We start from the raw sequence: 24,910 nt of genomic DNA, 5'->3' as shown, positions 1-24,910 counted from the left end.
GGGCCGGTGGGCGTGCCCGGCTGGCGGTGGTGGACGGAGACGACCCGCAGGCGCGCGCCGGTCCGCGCCGCCTGGCGCGCCGCCCAGCGGACGGCCCACGCCCCGCCCGCCCCGCCGTCGGTCCCGACGACGATGTCGTTGTGCTCCATCGGTGCTCCAAGAGGGACGGCGGCGATTGTCGACTCCACCCTCGCCGGTGGCAACCGGCACCGGCAGGGCCGAAGGTCCCGTGCTGGGTCACCAGCCGCCGTCGATGAACGCCGGCTGCGTTACCAGCCGCCGTCGATGAACGCCGGCTGCGTTACCAGCCGCCGTCGATGAACGCCGCGAAGGCGGGGTCCGGGTCCAGGGCGGTGCCGACGTTCGCCGCGACCACCACCGCGAGGGCGAGCGCCACGACCGCGAACAGGACGGCGTGCGCGGCGAGGACCCGGCGGGCCGGTCCCGACGGACCGCGGCGCCGCCAGAGCGCCACGGCGAACGACAGCAGGACCGCGGCGACGACCGCGGCGAGCACCGCGATCACCCAGTGGTACAGCGCGTAGTCGTCGATCATGCGGGCCAGGGCGGGCGACGGTGCCTGGTGTGCGTGCACGACGCCGGTCAGCTGCTGCCGGACGTCGGACAGCACGGCGGCGAGCGGGGCGTCGGGTGGGGTGTCGACGAGCAGCGGCAGCAGCGACGCGAACGGGGCCGCCGCGCCCTGCAGGTTGGCCAGCACGAGCACCAGTGCCGCCAGCGCGAGCCCGGTGACGAGGACGCCGCCGAGGAGCAGCCGGCGGCGCGGAGCGCCCACGTACCTCCGCCACAACCGCACACCGAGCGGCACCAGCACGGCGAGCAGCAGCGCCGCGATGACCGCCTTCGCGAGGTGGTAGCGCAGCCAGTAGTCGGCGATCTCCCGCATCGCCGGGGTCAGGTCGCCGCCGCCGGACCCCCAGAACCCCGCGAACGCCCCGCGGACCGCGCCGCGCAGTGCGCCCTCACTGGTGTAGTCGCCGCCGGCGAGGTGGGCCGGAGCGACGACGAACAGGACGACGAGTGTCGCCGCCGCCACTGTACGGGCGGGCCGTAGCCGGCCATCGGTGCTGTGCAAGGTGCTTCCTCCGGTGTCGTTCGGTCGGGTGACTCGACCGTATGAGCGGGCCGCGGGCACTCCCTCGGCCGCGTGGACGATCCGCGCGCAACTTTGGATTCCTTTCGCCGGGACCGCCCGCGCGGCGGTCTAGGGTGGGTCTGCGAACGGGAGGTGATCATGGAGCTGCTGCGCAGGCCGCGGGTGGCCGACGCGCTGCTGGCCTGCGGGCTCGCCGTGGCGATGGTCCTGCTGCGGCAGAGCGCCGGCCCGCCGGACTGGCCGCGGGCGCCGTTCTCGCCCGCCGACCCGGTCACCGCCGCCGCGCTGTGGGCGCTGCTCGTCGCGCAGGCCGCGCCGATGCTGTGGCGGCGCACGCACCCGTGGGCGGTGATGGCCGCGGTCAGCGTCGCGTACGTCGCGTTCGAGCTCGTCGACCCCGCCATCAGCTTCCGCGACGGGTTGCCGTTGGGGTTCGGGGTGTACGCCGTCGCCCGGTACGCGCCGCCCCCGGCGAGCCTGCTGTCCGTCGCCGTCGCGGGGCTCGCCATGTTCGGCCACGATCTGCTGCTCCGGCCGATCACCGGCCCGCCGCTGCCGCCGGCGCTGCGCCCGGGGGTCATCGAGGTCACGGTGGCCGTCGGGCTGGTGGCGGGGCTGTGGCAGCTGGGCAGGTCGCAGCGGCACATCCACTCCGACGCCGCCGCGCTGCGGGACCTGACCGCGCTGCTGCGCGCCGAGCAGCAGCGCAGCGCGGCCCGCGCCGTCACCGCCGAGCGCGCCCGCATCGCCCGTGACCTGCACGACCTGGTCGCGCACCACGTCAGCGCGATCGCCGTGCAGGCGCGGGCCACGGCCGAGGCGCTGCCCGAGGACCCCGGGCTCGCCGGCCGCGGCGTGGCGGGCATCGGGACCGCCGCCGACACGGCGCTGCTGGAGATGCGCCGGCTGCTGCGGCTGCTGTCGGACGACGACGCGGCGCGGGACCTCCTGCCGGAGCCGTCGCTGGCCCACCTGCGGCAGCTGGCCGGGGTCGCGGCCGCCGCCGGGTGCGAGGTGGACCTGGACGTGTCGGTCGGCCCGGACGTCCCCGCCGCCGTGCAGGTCTCGGCGTACCGGGTCGTCCAGGAGGCGCTGACCAACGCGCTGAAGCACGCGGGTCCCGTGGCGGTGCGGGTGGCAGTACACCAGCGGAAACACCAACTGGAGGTCGGCGTCGTCAACGATCCGCCGGTCGCCGGCCACCAGCCGATGCCGGGCGCGGGGCTCGGCCTGATCGGGATGCGGGAGCGGGTCGCCCTGTTCGGCGGCACCCTGTCGACCGGCCCGCTGGCCGACGGACGCTGGCGGGTCGAGGCGACGTTCCCATGGGAGGGGGAGGGCGGGCCGTGACGGTCACCGTGCTCATCGCCGACGACCAGGACATGGTCCGCGCCGCGCTGCGCGCCATCCTCGACCGGCGGCCCGACCTCGAGGTCGTCGGCGAGGCGGCCGACGGCGAGCAGGCCGTCGCCCTCGCCGCCGAGCTGCGGCCCGACGTGGTGCTCATGGACGTGCGCATGCCCGGCCTGACCGGCGTCGAGGCGACCAGACGCATCCTCGGCGCGGCGCTGCCGTCGAAGATCCTCGTGCTCACGACGTTCGACCTCGACGAGTACGTGCAGTCCGCGCTGCGGGCAGGGGCGAGCGGCTTCCTGCTGAAGAACGCGTCACCCGAGCAGCTCTGCGACGCGGTCCGGGCCGTCGCCGCGGGCAACGCGGTGCTCGCGCCGGCCGTCACCCGCCGCATCGCCGAGGCGTTTCAGGCACCGCCGGCCAAGGCCGCGGTCGACGGCCTCACCGCCCGGGAGCTGGAGGTGCTGGTGCTGGTCGGGCGCGGGCTGTCCAACGCGCGGATCGCCAGGACCCTGGACCTGTCGGAGTCCGGCGTGAAGAGCCGCGTCAACCGCATCCTCACCCGGCTCGGCCTGGAGAACCGCGTCCAGGCAGCGCTCCTCGCCCGCGAGGCCGGCCTGCTCGACGAGCTACCCTGACGCATGCCCATCGATGAGACGCTCGGCGTCCTCGCGCACCGCGGCGGGCTCGTCGTGCGGCGGCCAGAGCTCAGCGTCGGCATCGTCGGCGCCGTCTCCCGCCCCACCGGCCTCGAGGTGGAGCTGCTCGCCCGCCGCCCCCTCGACCGCCGCGGCGCGACCGAGCGGCAGGCCGGCATTCGCGCCGGACGGGCCGGCGTCGTGCCCGCGCCGCGGCGTCTGCTGCCGGCGTACGACGAGGGCCTCGACCTCCGCGTCGGCCGGCTCGACCCGGACGGGCGCGCACACTGGGTGTTCGGGTCGCGCACCAGCTCCAGCAGCGGCGACCACTCCGGCGGCACCCACGGCCCGAGCCTGCGCACGACGCTGCGTTTTCCGCCACTGTACGACCATGCCTCGCTCGTCCTGGCCTGGCCCGAGATCGGGTTCCCCGAGTCCATTGTGGACCTTCCGCTGCCGCCACGGGAGGCGGTGGAGCGGGGCACGGTCTCGGTCTGGGACGCGCCGGTGGACGCCGGGCCCGCACCTGAGTCGCTGCGCCGCCGCACGCACGACGGGCCGCACACTGAGCCGGCGGTCGAGGCGGGCCGGATCGTCGCCGGGCCGCGGGTGCTCAGCCGCGGCGCCGACGCCGTGGTCGGGCTGACCCGCCTCACGGCCGTCGACGGGCTCCTGTCGGTGGAGCTGCTGAGCATGGCCCGCGGCCCGCGGGCGGGCGCCATGTCCGTGGTCCCGGGCCCCGGCCGCCCGCCGGACCTGCCCGGCGCCACGGTCGCCGTCGTCCACGACGGGGAGGCGGTCTGGGCGCCGCACGGCAGCGGCGGGTCCAGCGGCGGCCCCGACGTGTTCCGGTCCCGGATCGAGTTCGTCCTGCCCGACCCCGGCGGCGCCGAGCTCGGCCTCGTGGTCGCGTGGCCGGCCGCCGGCCTGCCCGACGTCCTGGCCCCGCTGCCGCTCGACGCCCGCTGAGGCGGTTGCCGACCGACGCGGTCCTGCCTGCCGTCGCCCGCTGAGGCGATTGCCGGCCGGGGCGTTGCTGCCTGCTGTCGCCCGGCTGTGGCGGTGCTGTCTGCCGTCGCCCCGCTGCGGCGCTGTGGCCGCTCGACATCGGCCGAGGCGCTGTTGCCGCTCGCCGACCGGCTGCGGTGCTGCTGCTGCCTGTTGTCGCCGCCCGAGGCGCCGGTGGCGCTCAGCGCCCGCTGCGGATCCGTGGTCCGTCAGAGAGTGGCGACACCGGTAGGAGGACCTCATGGGCATCAACTACAGCCGGCCCACGCCCGCCCAGTCCGCGGCGTTCCCGACCCAGCCGGTCGCGCCCGCCCTGCCGCAGGTGGTCGCCGGCCCGCCGCAGCAGGTCGGGGCGTGGCCGGCCCGCACCGACATCGACGCGGCGGTCGCCGCCTGCCCGCCGGACGTCCGGCAGGAGCTGGCCGGTCCCTGCGCGCAGGCCCTGGCGCTGCTCCGCGACCACCTGCCGGCGGCGGAGGAGGTCCGGCACGTGTGCAGCGGCGCCGTCAACTGGACGAGGAGCCCGACCAACAGCGTGTTCGCCGTGACGTCCCGGCGGCTGCTCTTCGTCGCGCCCGCCCCGCAGGTCCTGACCTTCGACCTGACTGCCGTCGAGTCGACCCAGTGCACCGGCAACATCTTCCACCTCACCGCCGACGGCGCGAAGTTTCAGCTCGGCATCAGCCAGACCCACGGCGACCAGTTCGAGCAGCGGACCTCCTACGCGGTCGCCGTCGCCCGGCTCGCCCACGGCTGACGTCAGACGACGCAGAACTCGTTGCCCTCCGGGTCGGCCATGACGACGTGACTCGGCACGCCGCCGACGGCCGCCTCCGTCACCACCGTCGCGCCCGCCGCGACCAGCCGCTCCACCGTCGCGGCGACCGCCGGCCACCGCTGCTCCTGCGGCCGGTCCCGGCCACCGACCTTGAGGTCGAGGTGCAGGCGGTTCTTGACCACCTTCGCCTCCGGCACCTTCAGGAACGTGAGGCTCGGCAGGACCCCCCGTGGATCGTGCAGGTAGGCCGCGTCGCCCCACTCCTCGGGCGGCACCTCCCACCGGGTCAGCCACTCCTCCCGACTGGCGAACCCTTCCGGCACCGGCGCGTCCACGTACCCGAGCGCCTCCCGCCAGAACGCGGCAAGGCGCCCCGGGTCGGCGCAGTCGACCGTTACTCCCCAGACGACAGTCATACTCCATCGATACCGCACCCCGCCACGCTCCGCCCGGTGAACCACCGGACGTGCGACCCTGGATCGTGCAGCGGGTCACCGGTCTGGCCGGTGACGACGTCGGCGAGACGCGGCGGGCGGCGCTGATCGGGGCGCTGCACGACGAGGTCGGCGGGCTCCCGGCGTTCACCGCGACCGCCGGCGCCGTGCAGGCCGGGCGGGTGGGCGTCGCGGTCGACCTGGACCAGGACCTGCCGGGTGAGCCGTTCGCGGTGCTCGGCGAGCGGGTCCGGGCCGCGATCCGGGCCGTGTTCGGCGACGACGGACTGCGGTACGACCCCGGCATCCCGCACATCAGCCTCGCCCACGGCACGGGCGCCGCCGACTCCGGCGAGATCCAGGAGCACCTGCGCCGGACGGTGCGCCCCGCCCGGGCGCGGCTGACGGTCGGGGCGGTCTGGTTGCTCGACGTCGTCCAGGACGCGGCCCGCAGCCAGTACCGGTGGCACGAGCCCCTCGCCCGGATCCCCCTGCGAGGCTGAGCCCCTGCGAGGCTGAGCCCCTGCGAGGCTGAGCCACTGTGCGGTGGTGCGGCCGAGCCGCTACCCGGCGGTGCGGCGGACCGCGACGGCGTGGAAGCGGTGCGGCGGGTCGTCGTAGCTGGTCAGGTGCCAGCCGGCGGCGGCCGCCGAGGCGCGCAGGACCGGCTCGGCGAGGGGCTCGTCGGGGCGCAGGGCGCGGCCGTGCCGGGCGGCGAGCGCGGCCCGGCCGGACGGATGGAAGAGCACCAGCCGGCCGCCGGGCCGGGTGACGCGGGCCAGCTCCGCCAGGCCGGCGGCGGCGTCCGGCAGGTGCGTGATGAGCCCGGCGGCGAAGACGCCGTCGACGGTGGCGTCGCCGAACGGCAGGTGACGGGCGTCGCCGAGCAGCAGCGACGCGTGGCAGGCGCGGGCGCGGTCCACGGCGGCGGCGAGCATCTGCGGGGTCAGGTCGACGCCGATCACGGTGCCGCGCGGGCCGGTGGCGTCGCGCAGTGCGGGCAGGGCGCGGCCGGTGCCGCAGCCGACATCGACCACCGTGTCACCCGGGGCGAAGCCGGACTGGGCGATAGCGGCCGCATAGGCGGGCTGGTCGTCGCCGAACCTGGAGTCCCAGGTCGCGGCCCGGCCGGCGAAGAACGCCTGGGACTCGCTGCGGTGCCACACGTCGCCGTCGACCAGCCGGGCGTCGAGGTGCCGCAGCACCGGCCACCCGGGGTCGTGCAGGTCGATGACGGCGTCGGTGTCGTCGCCCCGGTAGCCACCGGACGTGCCGGTGGCTACCGGTGGGGTGCGCACCCAGACCGTCAGGTGCCACGACGCGGCGGGGAGCCGGCGCCGCCAACCGGGTCCGTCGGCGATGACCACGGTGTCGGGGGTTCTGGTGTACCAGCCGTCGCGGTCGCTCGTGCAGGCCGCGGCGGTCAGCCGGACGCAGTGCCGCCCACCGGCGTGCAGGTGCGCGGCGAACCGGTCGGCGACCTGGGCGGCCCGGCCGTCACCGCCGTCGACGACCACCCTGGCCGCCCCGCGGGGCAGGGCGGCGGCGAGGTGCCCGAGCACGGTGTCCCAGCGGCGCCGCTGGTCGTCGGCGGTCATCCCTCCATGATGCAGGTGCGGGCCCTGCACCGGTAGCCGGCGACTGAGATGCGAGCCGGAAGACCGACATTGGCTCGCAGATGCCGGTCACCCAAACTCAGGCAGCGGCCCGTCCCGCGTAGCGGGCGCTGCTGCCCAGCTCCTCCTCGATGCGCAGCAGCTGGTTGTACTTGGCGGTCCGGTCCGACCGGGACAGCGAGCCGGTCTTGATCTGTCCGCAGTCCAGGCCGACGGCGAGGTCGGCGATCGTCGTGTCCTCGGTCTCGCCGGAGCGGTGCGACATCACCACCCGGTAGCCGGCCCGCTGCGCGGTCCGGACCGTCTCGATCGTCTCGGTCAGCGTGCCGATCTGGTTGACCTTGACGAGGACCGCGTTGGCGTAGCCGCCGTCGATGCCGGCCTGCAGGCGGGCGGGGTCGGTGCAGAAGACGTCGTCGCCGACCAGCTGGAGGCGGTCGCCGGTCCTGGCGGTGAGCCGGGTCCAGCCGTCGATGTCGTCCTCGGCCATCGGGTCCTCGATGGAGGTGATCGGGAAGCGTTCCGCCAGCTCGGCGAGGTAGTCGATGTGCTCGTCGACCGACCGCTTGCGGCCCTCGCCGGCGTAGTCGTAGACCCCGTCGCGGTAGAACTCCGAGCTGGCCGGGTCGAGGCAGATCGTGATGTCGGCGCCCGGCCGGTAGCCGCTGTCCTCGACCGCCCGCAGCACGAAGGTGAGCGCCTCCTCGGCCGTGGCGAAGTCCGGCGCGAAGCCGCCCTCGTCGCCCACGTTGGTGCTGTGCCCGGCCGCCGCCAGGGACCGTCGCAGGGTGTGGAAGACCTCGGAGCCCATCCGGACGGCCTCGGCGAAGGTCGGCGCGCCGACCGGGGCGATCATGAACTCCTGGAAGTCGAGCGGGTTGTCGGCGTGCGCCCCGCCGTTGACGATGTTCATCATCGGCACCGGCAGCAGCCGCGCCCCGACCCCTCCGACGTAGCGGTACAGCGGCTGCCGGTGCGCGGCCGCGGCGGCCCGCACCGTCGCCAGCGACACACCGAGGATCGCGTTGGCGCCGAGGCGCCGCTTGTCCGCCGTGCCGTCCAGCGCGATCATCGTCTCGTCGACCAGCGCCTGGTTCTCCGCGTCGAGGCCGGTCACCGCCGCGGCGATCGGACCGTTGACCGCGGCGACGGCCCCGGTCACCCCCTTGCCGTGAAACCGCCCGGGATCGCCGTCGCGCCGCTCGACCGCCTCGTTGGCGCCCGTCGACGCGCCCGACGGCACCGCGGCCCGGCCGGTCGCGCCGTCGGCGAGGACCACGTCGACCTCCACCGTCGGGTTGCCCCGGCTGTCCAGCACCTGCCGTCCGATGACCCGGCTGATCGCCGTCATCGATCCACCTCCCGTGTTGTCGTCACTTGCTCGACCGGGGCCCAGACTGGCAGACGGCGGCGGTCTTGCCATCGCGACGATCAACACGTTGACCTGTACCCCAGGGTCCGGGTTTAGGGTCACGGGATGCGGGTGGGTGAACTGGCGCGCCGGACCGGGACGACCGTGCGGGCGCTGCGCTACTACGAGTCCGCGGGGCTGGTCGTCCCGCGGCGGCTGAGCAACGGCTACCGCGAGTACGACCCGGTCGCGGTCCGGCTCGTCGAGCAGATCCGGCAGCTGACCGCGCTCGGCCTCACCGTCGAGGAGACCCGCCCGTTCGTCGACTCGATCGTGGGCGGCGCCGACGACACCGACGTGTGCGCCGCCGCGCTGGCGACCTACCGCAGCACCATCGCCACCCTGCAGGACCGCATCGGCCGGCTCACCGCGCAGCGCGACGCGCTCAACAGCCGCCTCGACTCCGCCACGGCACGCGTCGTCACCGGCGCCTCGTCACCCGGCGCGGACCCGTCCCGCCTCGTCGGCGACCGCCTGCCGGGCCTCACCTTCTACTGCAACGACGGCCGCCCCGTCGACCTCGGCGCGCTCGGCCCCGGCCGGACCGTCATCTTCGTCTACCCGCTCACCGGCCGTCCCGGCGTCGACCTGCCCAAGGGCCTCATCGAGGTGCACGGCGCCCTCGGCGGCACCGAGCAGGCGACCTGGGTGCGCGACCATCACGCGGAGCTGCGCAACGCCGGCGTCGACCGGGTCTTCGGCCTCTCCGCGCAGTCGACCGGATACCAGCGCGAGCTCGTGCACCGCCTGCGGCTGCCGTACCCGCTGATCCCCGACCCCCGGCTGACCCTCGCCGCCGCGCTGGAGCTGCCGACCTTCACCGCCGACGACATGACCCTCTACGAGCGCCTCACCCTCGTCGTGACCGGCGACGTCGTCGAACACGTCTTCCACCCGATCCCCGAACCCGCCTCCCACCTCCTCGCCGTCATGCAGTGGCTCACCAGACCCTCGCGAAGAGCCCTCTGACCGGTCGCCCGGTCAGGGCCGGGTGGCGAGCTGGCGGTGGAAGGCGCGGCGCAGGGTGGTGAACGAGTCGCCCTCGTCGGCGAGGGCGCGGGGGAGTTCGGCGGCGAGGGCGTCGACCAGGCCGGCGATGTCGTCGTCGGTGTGGTGGGCGGTGATGGTGAGGCGGGCGCCGGAGCGCTTGGCGGGGACCGCGGGGGCGGTGGCCGGGTCGGTGAAGTAGCCGGCGGCGCGCAGGCGGGCGGTGAGGTTGTAGGCGACCTCCGGCCGGCCCGCGCCGACGCAGCGGATGGGGGCCTCGCTGCGGCTCACGACCGGCAGGTCGACCTCGGCGGCGAGCTTGTTGAACAGGCGGATGAGGTACAGGAGGCGGTCCTGGCGCTCGGTCACCTCCTCGGCGCGGTGCAGGTGCACGGAGGCGAGGACGGCGCCGAGCATCGGGGGCTGGACGGGGCCGGAGAAGATGAGCGGGCCGCCGAGGGTGAACACGCGCCGGCGGGTCTCCGCGTCGGGGAAGGTGAGCGCGCCGCCGGCGGCGGCGAACGACTTGTTCAGCGACCCCGCGACGACGGTGCGGGACAGGGCGTGCGGGCTGAGTTCTGACAGGGCACGGCCGCGGCCGTGGCGGCCGGTCCAGGAGAAGGAGTGCGCGTCGTCGACGTACAGCCACAGCTGGTCATGTACCGCCATCAGCTCGTTGAGCTCCTCGAACGGCGCGAAGTCGGCGTACATGCTGTAGAGGCCGTCGAGGGCGTACCAGACCCGCCGGTGCGCGCCACCGAGATCCGCGAGGCGGCGGCGCAGGGTGCGCAGGTCGCTGTGCGGGACGAGGTCGACGCGGGTGCCCTGGGCCTGCGCCAGCTTCGCGGCGGTCTGGACGCTGTGGTGGACCTGGTGGTCGAGCAGGAGCGCGTCGTCGCCGCTGATGACGGTCGGCATCGCGGCCAGGTGGCCCATGCTGGTGCTCGGCGCGAGGATCGTGGGCCGGCCGAGCAGGCCGGCGAGCGCCGACTCCACCAGCGGGTAGGCCGGTGACGACAGGAACGCCCGGGACGAGGAGAACTGGGTGCCGTAGCGCTCCACGGCCTCGATCACGCCGGCCCGCAGCGCCGGGTGGGTCTCCAGGCCGAGGTAGCTGCAGGAGCCGAAGTTGACCAGCCGGGCGCCGTCCACGGTGACCGTGCGGCCGTCGAGCGCGTCGTCCTCGGCGACGTTGTGCGCCAGCCCGCGCCGTACGCCGTCGGAGATGAGCTCGTCGAACGTCTGCAGCATGTCGTCGGCCTTCGCCATGGTCGCCCCTTCACCCAGGTGGTCCGTGCCGGGGACCATCGGTGCCGCGGGCGCCGGCATGAGCCGACGTGATCCGCCCCACCGCGCCCCTGCACCCGAAAGGCGAGGGTGATCAATGGGGCATCGGTGACCGTGCGTGCGGTTTCGAAGCACAGATAGATGCGGCATGATTTCCCGGTAGGCAACGCCGCGGCATCGGTGCCGCGGGCGGGGGAGGACCGCGCGTGTCTCATCGTGTCCATGTCGCGTTCGACGAGCAGGCCCGGCGCACCCCCGACCGGGTGGCCGTCATCGCTGGGCAGGTCCGGATGCGGTACGCGGACGTGGCCGGCCGCGCGAACCGGATCGCCCGTGAGCTGCGCCGCGCCGGCGCCGGACCCGGTGAGCGCGTCGGGGTGTGCCTGGGCCGGGACGAGCACCTGCTGCCGGCGCTGCTGGGCGTGCTGAAGACCGGCGCCGCGTACGTGCCGATGGACCCCGCGTACCCGGCGGAGCGCCTCGAATACATCACCGCCGATGCCGGCGTGAAGCTGGTCGCGACCACCACGGCGACGGCGAAGGGCACCCTCGCGGTCGACGAGATCGGCGCCGACGCCGACAGCACCCCGCTGGGAGGCGAGGGCGACGGCAGCGACGCGGCGTACGTCATCTACACGTCGGGCTCCACGGGAAGGCCCAAGGGCGTCGTCGTCGAGCACCGCAACACGATGAACCTGCTGCGCTGGGAGGCGGCCGCGTACACGGCCGAGGAGCTGCGGGGCATGCTCGCCACCGCGTCGATCTGCTTCGACCCGTCGATCACCCAGCTGTTCCTGCCGCTGGTCACCGGCGGCACCGTGATCCTCGCCGAGAACCTCCTCGCGCTGCCCGCGCTGCCCGCCCGCGCCGAGGTCACCACCGTCTACGGCGTGCCGTCCGCCCTCAGCGTCCTGCTCCGCGAGCCGCTCCCGGACGGCGTGCGGGCCGTGTTCGCCGGCGGCGAGCCGCTGACCCGCGCGCTCGTCGACCGGATCTACGCCAACCCAGGCGTGCGCCGGGTGCTCAACCTGTACGGCCCCACCGAGTGCACCACCACCTGCGCGGTCGCGGAGATCGGCCGGGACGGCACGGACGAGCCGCCGATCGGGCGCCCGATCGCCGGCGCGGTGATGGAGGTCCGGGACGCCGCCGGCCACCCCGTGGCGGACGGCGAGCTGGGCGAGCTGTGGATCGGCGGCCCCGTGGTCGCCCGCGGCTACCTGGGCGACCAGCGAGGCGCGTTCGTCGTCGAAGCGGGCGGCCGGATGTACCGCACCGGCGACCTGGTCCGCAGCGCCGGCGGGGTGCTGCGCTTCGCCGGCCGCGCCGACGACCAGGTGAAGATCCGCGGCTACCGGGTCGAGCCCGGCGAGGTCGAGGCGGTCCTGGCGCGCCACCCGGCCGTCCGCCGCGCGTGCGTGCTGGCCGTCGCCGCCGCCGACGGGGTCAAGCACCTGGTCGGGCACGTGGAGGCGGCCGGCGCCGACGAGCGGACCCTGCGCGCCTGGCTGCGCCGGCGGGTGCCGGAGCACCTGGTGCCGACCCGGATCGGCGTCGCCGACCGGCTGCCGCTGGGCCCGAACGGCAAGGTCGACCGGGCCGCCCTGCCCCCGTTGCCGCCCGGCCGCCCGGCGGGGACCGGATTCGTCGCGGCCCGTACACCCGCCGAAACCACCATCGCGGCGATCGTCGGTGCCGTGCTCGGCATCGCCGAGGTGGGTGTCGAGGACCGCTTCACCGACCTCGGCGGGCACTCCCTGGCCGCCGCCCGCGTCTGCGCCCTCGCCGGCCGCGAGTTCGGCACCACGGTCGCCCTGGCCGACTTCCTCGCCGAGCCCACCGTCGCCGCCCTCGCGGCCCTCGTCGGGGTGGCGCGCGAGACGGCGGGCGGGCCGGTCCGGCACGCGGGTCGGGTGGAGTACCCGCTGACCCCGACCCAGCGCGAGCTGTGGACGCTGCGGCAGATCAGCCCCGTGCCGTCGGTGACGACGGTTGCGTTCCGTGCCCGGCTGACCGGCCCGGTCGAGCCGGCGGCGGTCAGGTCGGCGCTCGCGGCGCTGGTCGCCCGGCACGAGGTCCTGCGCAGCCGGATCGTCGACCGTGACGGCGCTCCGGTAATCGTTGTCGGCGTCGGTACGGCGGTGCCGCTGGCCGCACACGACCTGCGCGACCAGTCCCCGGCGGCGCGGCGGGCACGGGTCGACGAGATCGCCGCCGCGGCCGCACGGCACGCCTTCGACCTGTCCGGGACCGAGCCGCTCCTGCGGGTCGACCTGGTCCTGCTCGCCGCGGAGGAGTCGGAGCTGGTCGTCGTCAGCGACCACGTGGCGTTCGACGGCTGGTCGACCGGCACGTTCCTCACCGAGCTCGCCGCGGACCTGGCGGCGCCCGGCAGCGTCGCCCCGCCACCGGTGCAGCTGGGCGACGTCGCGCTGATGCACCCCGTCGCCGGCGGAGAGGGGAACCCGTGGCGGGAGGAGCTGGCGGGCGCGTCGCCGCCGAACGAGCTGTTCACCGGCAGCGGCGGGTTCCGGGGCGAGCGGCTCACCCGGCCCGTGCCGGCGGACGTCGTCACCGGGCTGGCGGAGGTGTGCGCGGCGAGCGGCGCCGCACCGTTCGCCGGCTGGCTGACCGCCCTCGGCCTGCTCCTCGCCGGCCTCACCGCACGGGCGGACGTCCTCGTCGGCGCCGTCGTCGCCCGCCGCGCCGGACCCGAGCTCGACGCCGTCATCGGCCCGCTCGTCGACGTCCTGCCGGTCCGCCTCCGCCTGGACGCCTCCGCCACCGTCCGCGACACGATCGCCGCGGCCTCGGCCACGACCGCCCGCGCGCTCGACCGCCCCCGGCCGTCCACCGAGGACCTGTTCGAGGCCGTCGGCACCCAGCCGCGCGGCGCGATGATCACCCCGGTGGTGCTGTCGGCGCAGCCGGCCGGCCTGCCGGTGCGGGTCGAGCGGGGCGCGGTCCGCCTCGAGCTGCTCGGCGAGCTGAGCTGCGGCGGGGCGCAGAACCCGCTCACCGTTTTCGTCAACGAGACCGCCGGCGGCGCCGAGCTGCAGCTGGAGTACGACCTCGACCTGACCGACCGGGCGGCGGCGGCCGCGTTCGCCGACCGGCTGCTGCTGGTGCTCGCGGAGCTGACCGCCGACCCCGACCGACCGCTGACCCGGGTCCCGCTCGTCACCGCGGCCGAGGCGGCGGACCTGCTGGGCCGGGCGGACGGCTCGCCGCTGCCCGCGGGCGCGCCCGCGACCGTGGTCGACGCGATCGCCCGGCAGGTCCGGCAGCGCCCCGGCGACGTCGCGGTCACCGGCGCGGACGGCGAGCTGACCTACCGGCAGCTGTGGGACGCGTCGGCCGAGGTCGCGTCGGTGGTGCGCGGGCACGGCGGGGTCGTCGGCGTGTGCCTGCCGCGCGACCACCGGCTGCCGGCGACGCTGCTGGGGGTGTGGCGGGCCGGCGCCGCCTACCTGCCGCTGGAGCCGGGGCTGCCGGCGGAGCGCCTCGCGTGGCTCGCCGCCGACGGCGGGGTCCGGACCGTGCTGTGCCGCACCGCGACCGCCGCGGCGGCGTCGGCGGTGACCGGCACCCGGGCGCTCGACCTCGACGAGGTGCCGCCCGCCGCCGATGTACCGCTGCCGCCCGTCACACCCGGCGACCTGGCCTATCTGCTGTACACCTCCGGCTCGACCGGGACACCCAAGGGGGTGGCGGTCGCGCAGGGCGGGCTGGCGTCGCTCACCGAGGCGCTGCGGCTCGAGCCCGGCATCGGACCGGGCGACAGGATGCTCGCCGTCGCCACGCTCAGCTTCGACACGTCCTGCGCGGAGATCTGGGCCACGCTCGCCGCGGGCGGCACCTGCGTCGTCGTGGAGCGCGACAGCGCCGTCGACGGGCACCGGCTCGGCGAGGTGATCGCCGAGCACCGGATCAACCTGATGAACGTGCCGCCGACGATGCTCCGCACGCTGCTCGCCGCGCGCTGGACGGGCGCGCCGGACCTGCGGGTGTGGGCCGGCGGCGAGACCCTCGACCCCGCGCTGGCCCGCGACCTGCTGCCCCGGGTCGCGCAACTGTGGAACGTCTACGGCCCGACCGAGGGCACGGTCCTCTCGGCCGTGCACCGCGTGACCTCGGTCGGCGACACCGTGCCGATCGGGCACCCGATGCGCGGCGAGCGCCTGTACGTGATGGACCCGCTGCACCGGCTCGCGCCGCCCGGTGTCGCCGGCGAACTGTGGATCGGCGGCGACGGTCCCGCGCTCGGCTACCACCGCCGGCCGGAGCTGACCGCCGCCGCGTTCGTGCCCGACCCGTTCGTGCCCGGCGGCCGCTGCTACCGCACGGGCGACCTGGTCCTGTGGAACTCCGGCGGGGACCTGGAGTTCCGCGGCCGGCGGGACCATCAGCTGAAGATCCGCGGGCACCGCGTGGAACTCGGCGAGATCGAGTCGGCGCTGCGCGACCACCCCGGCGTCACGCACGCCGTGGTCACCGTGCGGGGCGAGGGCGCCGAGGCGCACCTGGTCGGCTACCTCGCCGGCACCGTCACCGGCGAGCAGGCCGCCGGACGGCTGCGGCGCCGGCTGCCGGAGCACCTGGTGCCGCACCGGTGGGTGGTGCTCGACGCGCTGCCGGCGCTGCCCAGCGGCAAGGTCGACCTGGCCGCGCTGCCCGACCCGGACGACACCCGGCCGCACCGGCCCGCCGAGTCGGTGATGGAGCAGCTCGTCGCCGACGTGTGGACGCAGATCCTCGCCACGGACCGGGTCGGCGCCGACGACAGTTTCTTCGGTCTCGGCGGGCACTCGCTCGCCGCGACCCGCGTCGCCGGCCGGCTGCGCGACACGCTCGGCTGCGCGGTGCCGGTGCGGCTGCTCTTCGACCATCCGGTGCTCACGGACTTCGCCGAGCGGCTGGAGCGCCTTGTCATGGACGACATCCGGGGGAATGACTATGACCTTGTCTGAGCAGGACACGCTGCGCGCACTCATGGAGCGGCGGGTCGCCGCCGCGCGGGCCGCCGCAGCGGCCGGATCCGCGGCCGAGCCGGAGATCCCGCGCCGGGCCGACCCGGACGCGCCGCAGCCGCTGTCGCCGTCGCAGCGCCGGCTGTGGTTCAACGCCCAGTTCGAGCACAACACGTCGATCTACCACGTGCCGGCGGTGCTGCGGCTGACCGGCCCGCTCGACGCCGACGCCCTGCTGGCCGCGCTCCGCGACGTCGCCGCCCGGCACGAGGTGCTGCGCAGCGTCGTCGTGCCGGCCGACCTGGTGGCGGTCGCTGTGCCCGCCGAACGGATCGAACTGTCCATTGTGGACGCGACCGAGGTCGCGCTCGCCGAGTCGCTGCGGCTCGAGGTCAGCCGCCCGTTCCAGCTCGACCGGGAGCCACCGATGCGGGCCGCGCTGTTCCGCCTCGCCCCGGAGCACCACGTCCTGCTGCTGACCGTGCACCACATCGCCACCGACGCCTGGTCGCAGGACCTGATGCTGGACGAGCTCGGCGCCCTCTACGCCGCCCGCCTGCACGGCACCACCCCGCCGGCGCCCCCGCGCCTGCAGTACGCCGACGTCACCGAATGGCTGGCGGCCCGCCCCGCCGACGACCACGTCGGTTGGTGGGTGCAGCGCCTCGCCGGGCTCGCCCCGGCCCTCCCGTTCCCGGTGGACCGGCCCTACCCGGCGGTCGCCGACTGGACCGGCGGCTACGCGCCGCTGACCGTGCCGCCGGCGCTCGCCGCGCGGATCCGCGCGGCCGCCCGCGACGGGCAGGCGACCCCGTTCATGGTGCTGCTCGGCGCGTGGCAGGCGCTGCTCGGCCGGCTCTGCGGCAGCGACGACGTCGCCGTCGGCGTGCCCGAGTCCGGGCGCCACCACCGCGCGACCGAAGGCGTCGCCGGGTGCTTCATCAACACCCTCATCATGCGGACCGACCTGGCCGGCGACCCGACCGGCCGGCAGCTGCTCGACCGGGTCCGCGAGACCACCCTGGAGGCGTTCGGGCACGCCGAGGCGCCCTTCGAGCGGGTCGTCGAGGCGGTCGCGCCGGAGCGCTCCACCGCCACCACGCCCATCTTCCAATCGATGCTGTTCCTGCTGGAGACACCGCAGCGGGATCCCGTCCTGCCGTCGGTACGGGCGCAGCGCCTCCCCTCCCCGCTGGACTCCAACAAGTTCGACGTGAGCCTGTCGCTGACCGGCCGCGACGGCGGGTACGACGGCTTCATCAGCTACCGCAAGGACGTGTTCGACCAGGCCACCGTTCAGCGGTGGGCGCGCTGGCTCCTGGCGCTGCTCGACGGCATGCTGGCCGACCCGGACCGCCCGCTGTCCCGCCTCGACCTGCTCGACGGCGCCGAGCGGGCCGCGCTGCTCGCCCAGGGCACCGGGCCCGACCTGCCCGCCGATGCGCCCGCGACCGTGCTGGACGCGGTGCTCGCCCAGGCCGCGGCGCGCCCCGACGCGGTCGCGGTCGACGGCGGCGACGGCACCCTGACCTACGGCGACCTGGCCACCGCCGCGAGGCGGATCGCGACGGCGCTGCGGCGCCAAGGTTCCGGGGGCTCCGGGCCGGTCGGGATCTGCCTGCCCCGCGACCGCCACCTGCCGGCCGCGCTCGTCGGCGGATGGCTGGCCGGGTCGGCGTACGTGCCGCTCGAACCCGACCATCCGGTCGAGCGGCTGCGCTACCAGCTCACCGACTCGGGCGCCGGCGTCGTCCTCGCCGCCGCGGAGACGCTCGACGTGGCGCGCCGGATCGCCGAAGGCACCGGAGCCGCCGTCGTCGACCTCGCGACCGCCCTGGCGACGGAGCCGGGCGAGCTGCCGCCGGTCGGGCCGGGCGACCTCGCGTACATCATCTACACCAGCGGCTCGACCGGCCGCCCCAAGGGCGTGGAGCTGACCCACGGCAGCCTCGCCGCGTTCGTCGCCGCGCAGTGCGAGCTGATGCCGGTCACCCACGACGACGTGATGCTCGGCCTGACCGCGCTCTCCTTCGACGTCGCCGGCCTCGAACTGTGGGTCGCCCTCGGCCACGGCCTGCGCCTCGCGCTGCTTGAACGCGGCGTCGCCGTCGACGGGCACCAGGTGGCGCGGCGGATCACCGAGGCGGGGGTGACCGTGATGACGGCGACGCCGACCACGTTCCGCATGCTCGTCGCCGCGGACTGGCGAGCGCCGCGGGTCCGGGCCGTCGCCATCGGCGAGGCCGTCGACCCCGTCCTCGCGCGGGAGCTGACGGACCGGCTCGGCGAGTTCTGGAACGGCTACGGCCCCACCGAGACCGCCGTGACGTCCACCATGCACCGGGTCACCGCACCTGTCGGCGACACCGTGCCGATCGGCGTCCCGATGGCCGGCGAGTGGGTGTACGTAATGGACGCGGCCGGGCGGCTCGCGCTGCCCGGGACCGTCGGCGAACTGTGGATCGGCGGCGCGGGCGTGGCGCGCGGCTACCGCGGGCGGCCCGACCTGACCGACGCGGCGTTCGTCGCCGACCCGGTGCGCCCGGGCGAACGCTGCTACCGCACCGGCGACCTGGTCCGCTGGCGCACCGACGGGCTCCTCGACTTCCTCGGCCGCCGCGACCACCAGGTGAAGGTCCGCGGGCACCGCATCGAGCTCGGCGAGATCGAGGTGCGGCTGCGCTCGGCGCCGGGCGTCGCCGAGGCCGTCGTGACCGTCGCCGGCGGCGCCGACCCGCACCTCGTCGGCTACGTCGTGCCGGGGCCCGGGTCGGTGGTCGACCCGCCCGGCCTCGAGACGCTGTTACGGGCGGCGCTGCCCGAGTACATGGTGCCGCGCCGCTGGATGACGCTGGAGTCCCTGCCGGTCAACGGCTCCGGCAAGGTCGACCGCGGCGCCCTGCCCGAGCCGCACGACGAGGTCCGCGAGCGGGTCGCGCCGCGCAGCGACGCCGAACACCTCGTCGCCGACGTGTGGGGTGCGGTGCTGCACCGCGACGACCTGTCGGTGCACGACAACTTCTTCGCCCTCGGCGGGCACTCGCTGTCCGCGACGCTCGTCGTCGGCCGGCTCCGCGACGCGCTCGACCTGCCCGTGCCGGTGCGGCTGCTGTTCGAGCAGCCAGTCCTCGCGGGCTTCGCCGTGGCCCTCGAGTCGCTGCTGCTGGCCGAGGTGACGCAGGCGTGACGGTCACCGACAACCAGCGCTCGCTCATCCGGCAGCGCCTGGCGGCGGCCCGCGCGATGACGAGCCGCGCCGCCGCCACGATCCCCACCACCGATCCGGACGTTCCCGCGCCGCTGTCCCCGGCGCAGGCACGGCTGTGGTTCATGCACCAGCTGGAGCCCGACAGCGCCGCCTATCACGTCACGGCCACGGTACGGCTGACCGGCGCGCTCGACGTGGCCGCCCTGACCGCCGCCGTCCGCGACCTCGCGGCGCGGCACCACGTGCTGCGCAGCCGGTTCGTGGACCAGGACGGCACCCCCGCCGCGGTCGTCGGCGCCGCCGGTGACGTGCCCGTCGAGACGGCGGGCACGCTCGACGCGTGCCGGGACCGGGCGTTCCGGCTCGCCGAGGAGCCACCGATGCGGGCGCTCATCAGCCGCACCGGCCCGGACGAGCACCTGCTGCTGCTGGTCGTGCACCACATCGCGTTCGACGCGTGGTCCGTCGACCTGGCCCTGCGCGAGCTCGCCGACCTCTACGCGGCCAGGGTGACGGGCCGGCCCGTCCCGGCCGCGCCCGCGGTGCAGTACGCCGACTACGCCCGCTGGCAGGGCGGCCGGGAGCCGTCCACAGTGGACCTCGACTGGTGGGTCGAGCGGTTGCGGGGCCTCGCGCCGGTGCTCGACCTGCCCGCCGACCGGCCCCGCCCGCCCGTCGCCGGCGCCGAGGCCGGGCAGGTGCCCGTGGAGGTGCCCGCCGCGCTCACCGCCCGCATCGACGGCCTCGCCGCGTCCAGCGGCGCGACCCCGTTCATGGTGCTGCTCGCCGCCTGGCAGGCGCTGCTCGCCCGGGTCTGCGGCACCGACGACGTCGCCGTCGGCGCCCCCGCCGCGGGCCGGCACCACCCGGACGTCGAGACGATGATCGGGTGTTTCATCGGCACGCTGGTGCTGCGCACCGACTGCTCCGGCGACCCGACCGGCCGGCAGCTGCTGGCCCGCGCGCGGGAGACGGCGATCGACGCGCTCGCCCACGCCGAGACCCCGTTCGAGCGGATCGTCGACCGGCTCCAGCCCGAGCGGAACCTCGCCACCACCCCGATCTTCCAGGTGCTGCTGAACGTCCTGGAGCAGCCGGCCGCGCCGATGCGCTTCCCCGGCCTCGACGCGCACGTCGTCGACCTGCCGATCCGCACCACGAAGTACGACCTCAACCTCGCACTGTCCCGCACCGCCGACGGCTACCGCGGCTCGCTCGTCCACCGCGCCGAACTGTTCGACGACGACACCGCGCGGCGCCTCGCCGGATGGTTCCTGGCGCTGCTGGACGGGCTGACCGCCACCCCCGACGCGCCGGTCGGGCGGCAACCGCTGGAGCCGGGCGCGCTGTCGGGGCCGGCCGGGCGCCGCGTGTCGTACACCTTGGAACAGCCACTCGATCAACTGATCGCGCGCCACGCGGCACTCACGCCCGACGCGACCGCGGTCGTCGCCGCCGACGGGCGCCTGACCTATGCCGAGCTGGACCGGCGCGCGGGCGTCGTCGCGGCGCGGCTGCTCGCCGGCGGGGTGCGGCCGCAGGAGCCCGTCGCCGTCCTGACCGAGCGCGGCGTGGCCCTGCCGGTCGCGATGCTCGGCGCGCTGAAGGCCGGCGCCGCCTACCTCCCGATCGACCCCGGCTACCCGGACGGGCGGGTGGCGGACATCCTCGACGCGGCCGGGGCGCGGTTCGTGCTCACCGAGGCGGCGTTCGCCGGCCGGGTCGCGGACCGCCAGGCGCTCGTCGAGGCGGACCTCGCGGGTGAGCCCGCGCAGACCGTGCCGGTGCCGATGGACCACCTCGCGTACGTCATCTTCACGTCGGGCTCGACCGGGAGACCCAAGGGCGTCGCCGTCGAGCACCGGCACATCGCGCACTACCTGCACGCCGTCGCCGACCGCATCGGGCGGCACGCGTCCTACGCGCTCGTCTCCACCTACGCCGCCGACCTCGGCATGACGAACCTGTTCGGGGCGCTGACCACCGGCGGCGTCGTGCACCTCGTCGACCGGGAGACCGCCACCGACCCGGAGGCGTTCGCCGCCTACCTCGCCGCGCACCCGGTCGACGCGATGAAGCTCGTCCCCAGCCACCTGGAGCTGCTCGCCGCCCACGGTGACCTCGCCGCCCTCCTGCCCCGCGAGCAGCTCGTCCTGGCCGGCGAGCCCTGCCCGTGGGAGCTGATCGAGCGCATCGAACGGGTCCGCCCCGACCTCGGCGTCCAGGTCCACTACGGCCCGACCGAGACCACGGTGTCGGTGCTCGGCTGCGACGTGCGCGAGATCCCCGCCGAGCGCCGCCACGGCATCGTCCCGATCGGCCACCCGTTCCCGAACGTGGAGTGCCTCGTCACCGACCCGGCCGGCCGGCCCGTGCCCGCGGGCGTGCCGGGGGAGCTGCGCATCGGCGGGCCGAGCGTCGCCCGCGGCTACCTGCACGGGCGCGACGACCGGTTCACCGGCGGCTGGTACCGCTCCGGCGACCGCGTCCGGGTCGACGCGCACGGCCTCGTGCACATCCTCGGCCGCGTCGACGACCAGGTGAAGATCCGCGGCTTCCGGGTCGAGCTCAACGAGGTCGCCGCCGCCGTCCGCGCCGTCCCCGGCGTCGGCGAGGTGGTCGTGCTGCCCGTCGGCGAGGCGCACACGCGGCGGCTCGCCGCCTGGGTCACGCCCGCGACCGCCGACGCCGGCGCGATCCGGGCCGGGCTGCGGGACCGGCTGCCCGACTACATGGTGCCGTCGGCGTTCGTCGCGCTCGACCGACTGCCGCTGACCGCCAACGGCAAGGTCGACCGGGCCGCGCTGCCCGCCCCCGCGGCACCGGCGGTGGCCACCCGCGTCGCGCCGTCGACACCGACGCAGGTGCGGGTCGCGGCGGCCTGGGCGCAGGTGCTCGACGACGCCGACCCCGGGCTCGACGACGACTTCTTCGCCCTCGGCGGCGACTCGTTCAAGGCCGTCCGCGCGGTCCGCGCCATCGACCCGCAGCTTCGCGTCATCGACCTCTTCACGCACCCCACCGTGCGCGAGCTCGCCGCGTACCTCGACGGTGACACCGGATCGTCGGGGCTGCTGCACCGCCTGGCCGGGCCCGCGACCGGCACGCTCACCGTCGTGTGCGTCCCGTACGGGGGTGGCTCCGCCGCCGCGTACGGCCCCCTGGCGACGGAGCTGGCGCAGCGGATCCCCGGCGCGGCCGTCCTCGCCGTCGAGTTACCCGGGCACGACCCGGCCCGCCCCGACGAGCCGCCGCTGCCGATGTCCGCGCTCACCGACCGGATCGTCGCGGACCTGCCGCCCGGGCCGGTGCTCGTGTACGGGCACTGCGTCGGCTCCGCGGCCGCCACCGAGCTGGCGCTGCGCCTGGAGGCCGAGGGCCGCGACGTCGTGGGGCTCGTCGTCGGCGGCAGCTTCCCCGCCGCGCGGCTGCCCGGCCGGGTCACCGCGTGGCTGCACCGGCGGATCCCGGCCACCTGGTGGACCTCGGACCGGGCGTACCGGGACTTCCTGCGGACCCTCGGCGGCCTCGACGACGATGCCGAACTGGACACCGAAACGATCCTGCGCGGGCTGCGGCACGACGTCGACGAGGCGCAGACCTGGTTCACCCGCGAGCTGACCCGCCCCGACCGGCGCCGGCTCCGCGCGCCCGTCCTGTGCCTGATCGGCGCCCGGGACCGCTCCACCGAGCTGTACGAGGAGCGCTACACCGAGTGGGGCGCGTTCGCCGACCGGGTCGCCCTCGCCGTCCTGCCCCGCGCCGGGCACTACTTCCTCAAGCACCAGGCCGCGCCGGCCGCCGAGCGCATCGCCGGCGCCGCCCGGGACTGGCGGGAGGGGCGGCCACCGGAGCCGGTCAGCACCGCGGTCACCGGCGGGCGGGCCCGCCGCGACCTGCGCGACTTCTACCTCATGGCGGCCGGGCAGACCGCGTCGCTGATCGGTGCGGCGCTCAGCTCGTTCGCCCTCGGCGTGTGGGCCTACCAGCAGCACGGGCGGGTCGCCGACTACGCGCTCGTCACCATGCTGGCGCTGCTGCCCTCGATCCTGCTGCTGCCCCTCGGCGGCGCCGTCGCCGACCGGTTCGACCGGCGGCGCATCATGCTCGCCTGCAACGGCGCCGGCGCCGCGGTCATGACGGCCGTCGTGACCCTCCTCGCCCTGGGCACGCTGGAGATCTGGACCGTCGGGCTCCTCGCCGGGCTGCTGTCCGCGATCACCGCGTTCCACCGGCCCGCGTACCTGGCGGCGGTCGCGCAGCTCGTGCCGAAGCCGTACCTCGGGCAGGCCAACGCCCTCGCCAACCTCGGGCCCGGCATCGGCATGCTCATCGCGCCCCTCGCCGGCGGCGCGCTCATCACCGCCCTCGGCATGCCGTGGGTCGTCGCCGTCGACGTGGTGTCGCTGCTCGTCGGCGTCGGCACCCTGCTCGTCGTGCGGCTGCCCGACCGGCTGTTCCGCCGGCAGGAGGAGACCTTCGCCCGCGCCATCGCCGGCGGCTGGCGGTTCCTCGTCCGGCGGCGCCCGCTCATGATCATGATCGGGTTCTTCGTCGTCGAGAACTACCTGGCGATGCTCGCCCTCGCCGTCACCGTCCCCACCGTGTACGGCTTCGGCGGCACCACCGCCGTCAGCGTCGTCACCACGTGCAGCGGCATCGGCGCGGGCCTCGGCGCGCTCGCCATGGTGCTGTGGGGCGGCGCCGAACGCCGCGCCACCGGCATGGTCGGCTTCGTCATCGGCGTGGGCCTCGGCGCGGCGCTCGTCGGGCTGCGGCCGTCGACCGCGGTCGCCGCCGCCGGCAGCCTCGTCTGGTACGCGTCCCTGACGATCCTCAACGCGCACTGGCTCGCCATCATCCAGGTCAAGGTCGGCCTCGAGCTGCAGGGCCGGGTCCTCGCCACCAACCAGATGCTGGCGGTCGCGATGACCCCGCTCGCGTTCCTGACCGCGCCGCCGCTCACGTCCCTCGTCACGCCGCTGCTGCGCCCCGGCGGCGCGCTCGCCGGGACCGTCGGCGAGGTGGTGGGCGTCGGCACCGACCGGGGCGCCGGGCTCGTCCTCGTCGCGTGCGGGGTGCTCCTCGTCGTGTGGGGCGCGCTCGGGCTCGCGTACCGGCCGCTGCACCGGATGGAGGACGACCTGCCCGACGTGTCCGCCGGCGCGGAGATCCCCGACACGCTCGACGAGGTGCAGGCCGCGCTGCTTCAGCGGGAGTTGGCGGACCGCCAGGCGACGTAGTCGGCGACCGCGGCGGCCGGGTCGAACTCGGGCTTGAAGCCGGTGTCCTCGGTGAGGCGGGTGATGTCGAGGTACGGGTGGGCGCCGCCACCCCCGGGCCGCGCCTCCGCCTCGAGCGCGTCCGCGACCTCCCGGTAGGTGAACGGGCGGCCGCTGGACACGTTGTACGTGTCGTGCCGCAGGCTCGGGGCGGTCATGAGCAGGGCGATCGCGCGGCCGGCGTCCGGCGCGTAGCAGGTGTCGCCGCCGTCGTCGGCGTGCAGCGGCGGCGGCTCCTCGCCGCGCAGCACGGCGCTGACGTACGGCGGGATCGGGTTGAACGGCGACTCCGGGTCCATGAGCGGCCCCCAGGTGCTGCCGATCCGCAGCAGCACGGGCTGGACGCCGGTGCCCTGCAGGGCGTGCGTGACGACCGGCTCGCCGGCCTTCTTGAACGCGACGATCAGGTGCGGCAGGTGCGCGGCCGGCAGCGGCAGCTCCTCGTGCCACGGGATCTCGGGCCGGCCGATGTACACGCCGATGCTGCTCGCGACGGCGAACCTGCGCACCGACCGCGCGCGGGCCGCGTCGAGGGCGTTGAGCAGACCGGCCATGTCTGTGCGGAAGTACGCCACCGGGTCGTCGCCGGGGATGGAGCCGGCGAGGTGGACGATGTCGGTGATCTCGTGGCGGTCCGCGAGGGCGAGGAACGCGTCGCGGTCGGTGACGTCGAGGGTCTCCACGGTGACCCGGCCGGCGAGGAACGACGGCACCTCCGCCCGCCGGTGCGCGGTGACGACGACCTGGTGCCCGAGGTCGGCGAGCGCGCGGGCGGTGTGTGCGCCGATCATGCCGAGCCCGCCGGTGACGAGGATCATGGC

At 75.7% G+C, this 24,910-nt stretch carries 16 protein-coding genes; 9 read left to right on the top strand and 7 right to left on the bottom strand.

The window, feature by feature from the left end; translation table 11 throughout:
- On the bottom strand, positions 1-149 hold a 149-nt coding region (locus AB0J72_RS53135; protein WP_363415003.1), incomplete at its 3' end, for a universal stress protein.
- 152 nt (positions 150-301) lie between these two features.
- Positions 302-1,096: a hypothetical protein gene (locus AB0J72_RS53130; protein ID WP_363415000.1), complete on the bottom strand. Its 795-nt coding sequence runs from the start codon at positions 1,094-1,096 to the stop codon at positions 302-304.
- A gap of 159 nt (positions 1,097-1,255) precedes the next feature.
- Between AB0J72_RS53130 and AB0J72_RS53125 the strand changes: the two genes are divergently transcribed.
- The 4 genes from AB0J72_RS53125 (at position 1,256) to AB0J72_RS53110 (ending at position 4,873) form a co-directional block, all read left to right on the top strand.
- Positions 1,256-2,467, top strand: a complete 1,212-nt coding sequence (locus tag AB0J72_RS53125) for a histidine kinase (RefSeq protein WP_363414997.1) — start codon at positions 1,256-1,258, stop codon at positions 2,465-2,467.
- The gene (locus AB0J72_RS53120; RefSeq protein WP_363414994.1) at positions 2,464-3,108 is read left to right on the top strand and encodes a response regulator transcription factor; all 645 of its coding nucleotides are present in this window, start codon (positions 2,464-2,466) and stop codon (positions 3,106-3,108) included. The genes AB0J72_RS53125 and AB0J72_RS53120 overlap by 4 nt, the downstream gene beginning before the upstream one ends.
- A gap of 3 nt (positions 3,109-3,111) precedes the next feature.
- Positions 3,112-4,077, top strand: a complete 966-nt coding sequence (locus AB0J72_RS53115) for a hypothetical protein (protein WP_363414991.1) — start codon at positions 3,112-3,114, stop codon at positions 4,075-4,077.
- 280 nt (positions 4,078-4,357) lie between these two features.
- Entirely contained in the window at positions 4,358-4,873 is a 516-nt protein-coding gene (locus AB0J72_RS53110) for a hypothetical protein (RefSeq protein WP_363414988.1), read from the top strand.
- Between the two features lie 2 nt (positions 4,874-4,875).
- Here AB0J72_RS53110 and AB0J72_RS53105 read toward each other — a convergent pair whose 3' ends face one another.
- On the bottom strand, positions 4,876-5,310 hold the full coding sequence (locus AB0J72_RS53105; protein WP_363414985.1) for a VOC family protein: 435 nt from the start codon (positions 5,308-5,310) through the stop codon (positions 4,876-4,878).
- Between the two features lie 50 nt (positions 5,311-5,360).
- On the opposite strand from AB0J72_RS53105, the gene AB0J72_RS53100 reads away from it, so the two are divergent.
- On the top strand, positions 5,361-5,831 hold the full coding sequence (locus AB0J72_RS53100) for a hypothetical protein (protein ID WP_363414983.1): 471 nt from the start codon (positions 5,361-5,363) through the stop codon (positions 5,829-5,831).
- Between the two features lie 60 nt (positions 5,832-5,891).
- Here AB0J72_RS53100 and AB0J72_RS53095 read toward each other — a convergent pair whose 3' ends face one another.
- Positions 5,892-6,926 carry a methyltransferase domain-containing protein gene (locus AB0J72_RS53095; protein WP_363414980.1) on the bottom strand — a complete coding sequence of 345 codons (1,035 nt, stop codon included), beginning with the start codon at positions 6,924-6,926 and terminating at the stop codon, positions 5,892-5,894.
- A gap of 97 nt (positions 6,927-7,023) precedes the next feature.
- Entirely contained in the window at positions 7,024-8,295 is a 1,272-nt protein-coding gene (eno, locus tag AB0J72_RS53090) for a phosphopyruvate hydratase (RefSeq protein ID WP_363414977.1), read from the bottom strand.
- 126 nt (positions 8,296-8,421) lie between these two features.
- Between eno and AB0J72_RS53085 the strand changes: the two genes are divergently transcribed.
- Positions 8,422-9,324, top strand: a complete 903-nt coding sequence (locus tag AB0J72_RS53085; RefSeq protein WP_363414974.1) for a MerR family transcriptional regulator — start codon at positions 8,422-8,424, stop codon at positions 9,322-9,324.
- A 12-nt stretch (positions 9,325-9,336) separates the two neighbouring features.
- Here AB0J72_RS53085 and AB0J72_RS53080 read toward each other — a convergent pair whose 3' ends face one another.
- Positions 9,337-10,611 (bottom strand): aminotransferase class I/II-fold pyridoxal phosphate-dependent enzyme, encoded by a 1,275-nt coding sequence (locus AB0J72_RS53080; RefSeq protein WP_363414971.1) that lies wholly within the window; start codon positions 10,609-10,611, stop codon positions 9,337-9,339.
- Positions 10,612-10,835: 224 nt separating this feature from the next.
- Between AB0J72_RS53080 and AB0J72_RS53075 the strand changes: the two genes are divergently transcribed.
- Genes AB0J72_RS53075 through AB0J72_RS53065 form a run of 3 tightly spaced genes read left to right on the top strand, consistent with a single transcriptional unit; the run spans position 10,836 to position 24,050 of the window.
- A complete protein-coding gene (locus tag AB0J72_RS53075; RefSeq protein ID WP_363414969.1) occupies positions 10,836-15,599 on the top strand; it encodes an amino acid adenylation domain-containing protein in 4,764 nt (1,587 codons plus the stop codon).
- On the top strand, positions 15,586-18,786 hold the full coding sequence (locus AB0J72_RS53070; protein ID WP_363414966.1) for an amino acid adenylation domain-containing protein: 3,201 nt from the start codon (positions 15,586-15,588) through the stop codon (positions 18,784-18,786). Before AB0J72_RS53075 ends, AB0J72_RS53070 begins: the two co-directional genes overlap by 14 nt.
- The gene (locus AB0J72_RS53065; RefSeq protein WP_363414963.1) at positions 18,783-24,050 is read left to right on the top strand and encodes an amino acid adenylation domain-containing protein; all 5,268 of its coding nucleotides are present in this window, start codon (positions 18,783-18,785) and stop codon (positions 24,048-24,050) included. The genes AB0J72_RS53070 and AB0J72_RS53065 overlap by 4 nt, the downstream gene beginning before the upstream one ends.
- On the opposite strand, the gene AB0J72_RS53060 is transcribed toward AB0J72_RS53065, so the two are convergent.
- Complete coding sequence (locus tag AB0J72_RS53060) at positions 24,017-24,907, bottom strand: NAD(P)-dependent oxidoreductase (protein WP_363414960.1); 891 nt, start codon at positions 24,905-24,907, stop codon at positions 24,017-24,019. The two genes, AB0J72_RS53065 and AB0J72_RS53060, sit on opposite strands and share 34 nt — an antisense overlap.
- Positions 24,908-24,910: the final 3 nt, after the last annotated feature.

It is taken from the genome of Dactylosporangium sp. NPDC049742 (assembly GCF_040674675.1).
Taxonomy (GTDB): Bacteria; Actinomycetota; Actinomycetes; order Mycobacteriales; family Micromonosporaceae; genus Dactylosporangium; species Dactylosporangium maewongense.
The sequence above is the reverse complement of the archived record's forward strand: the minus strand, read 5'-3'. Positions and strand labels throughout refer to the sequence as shown.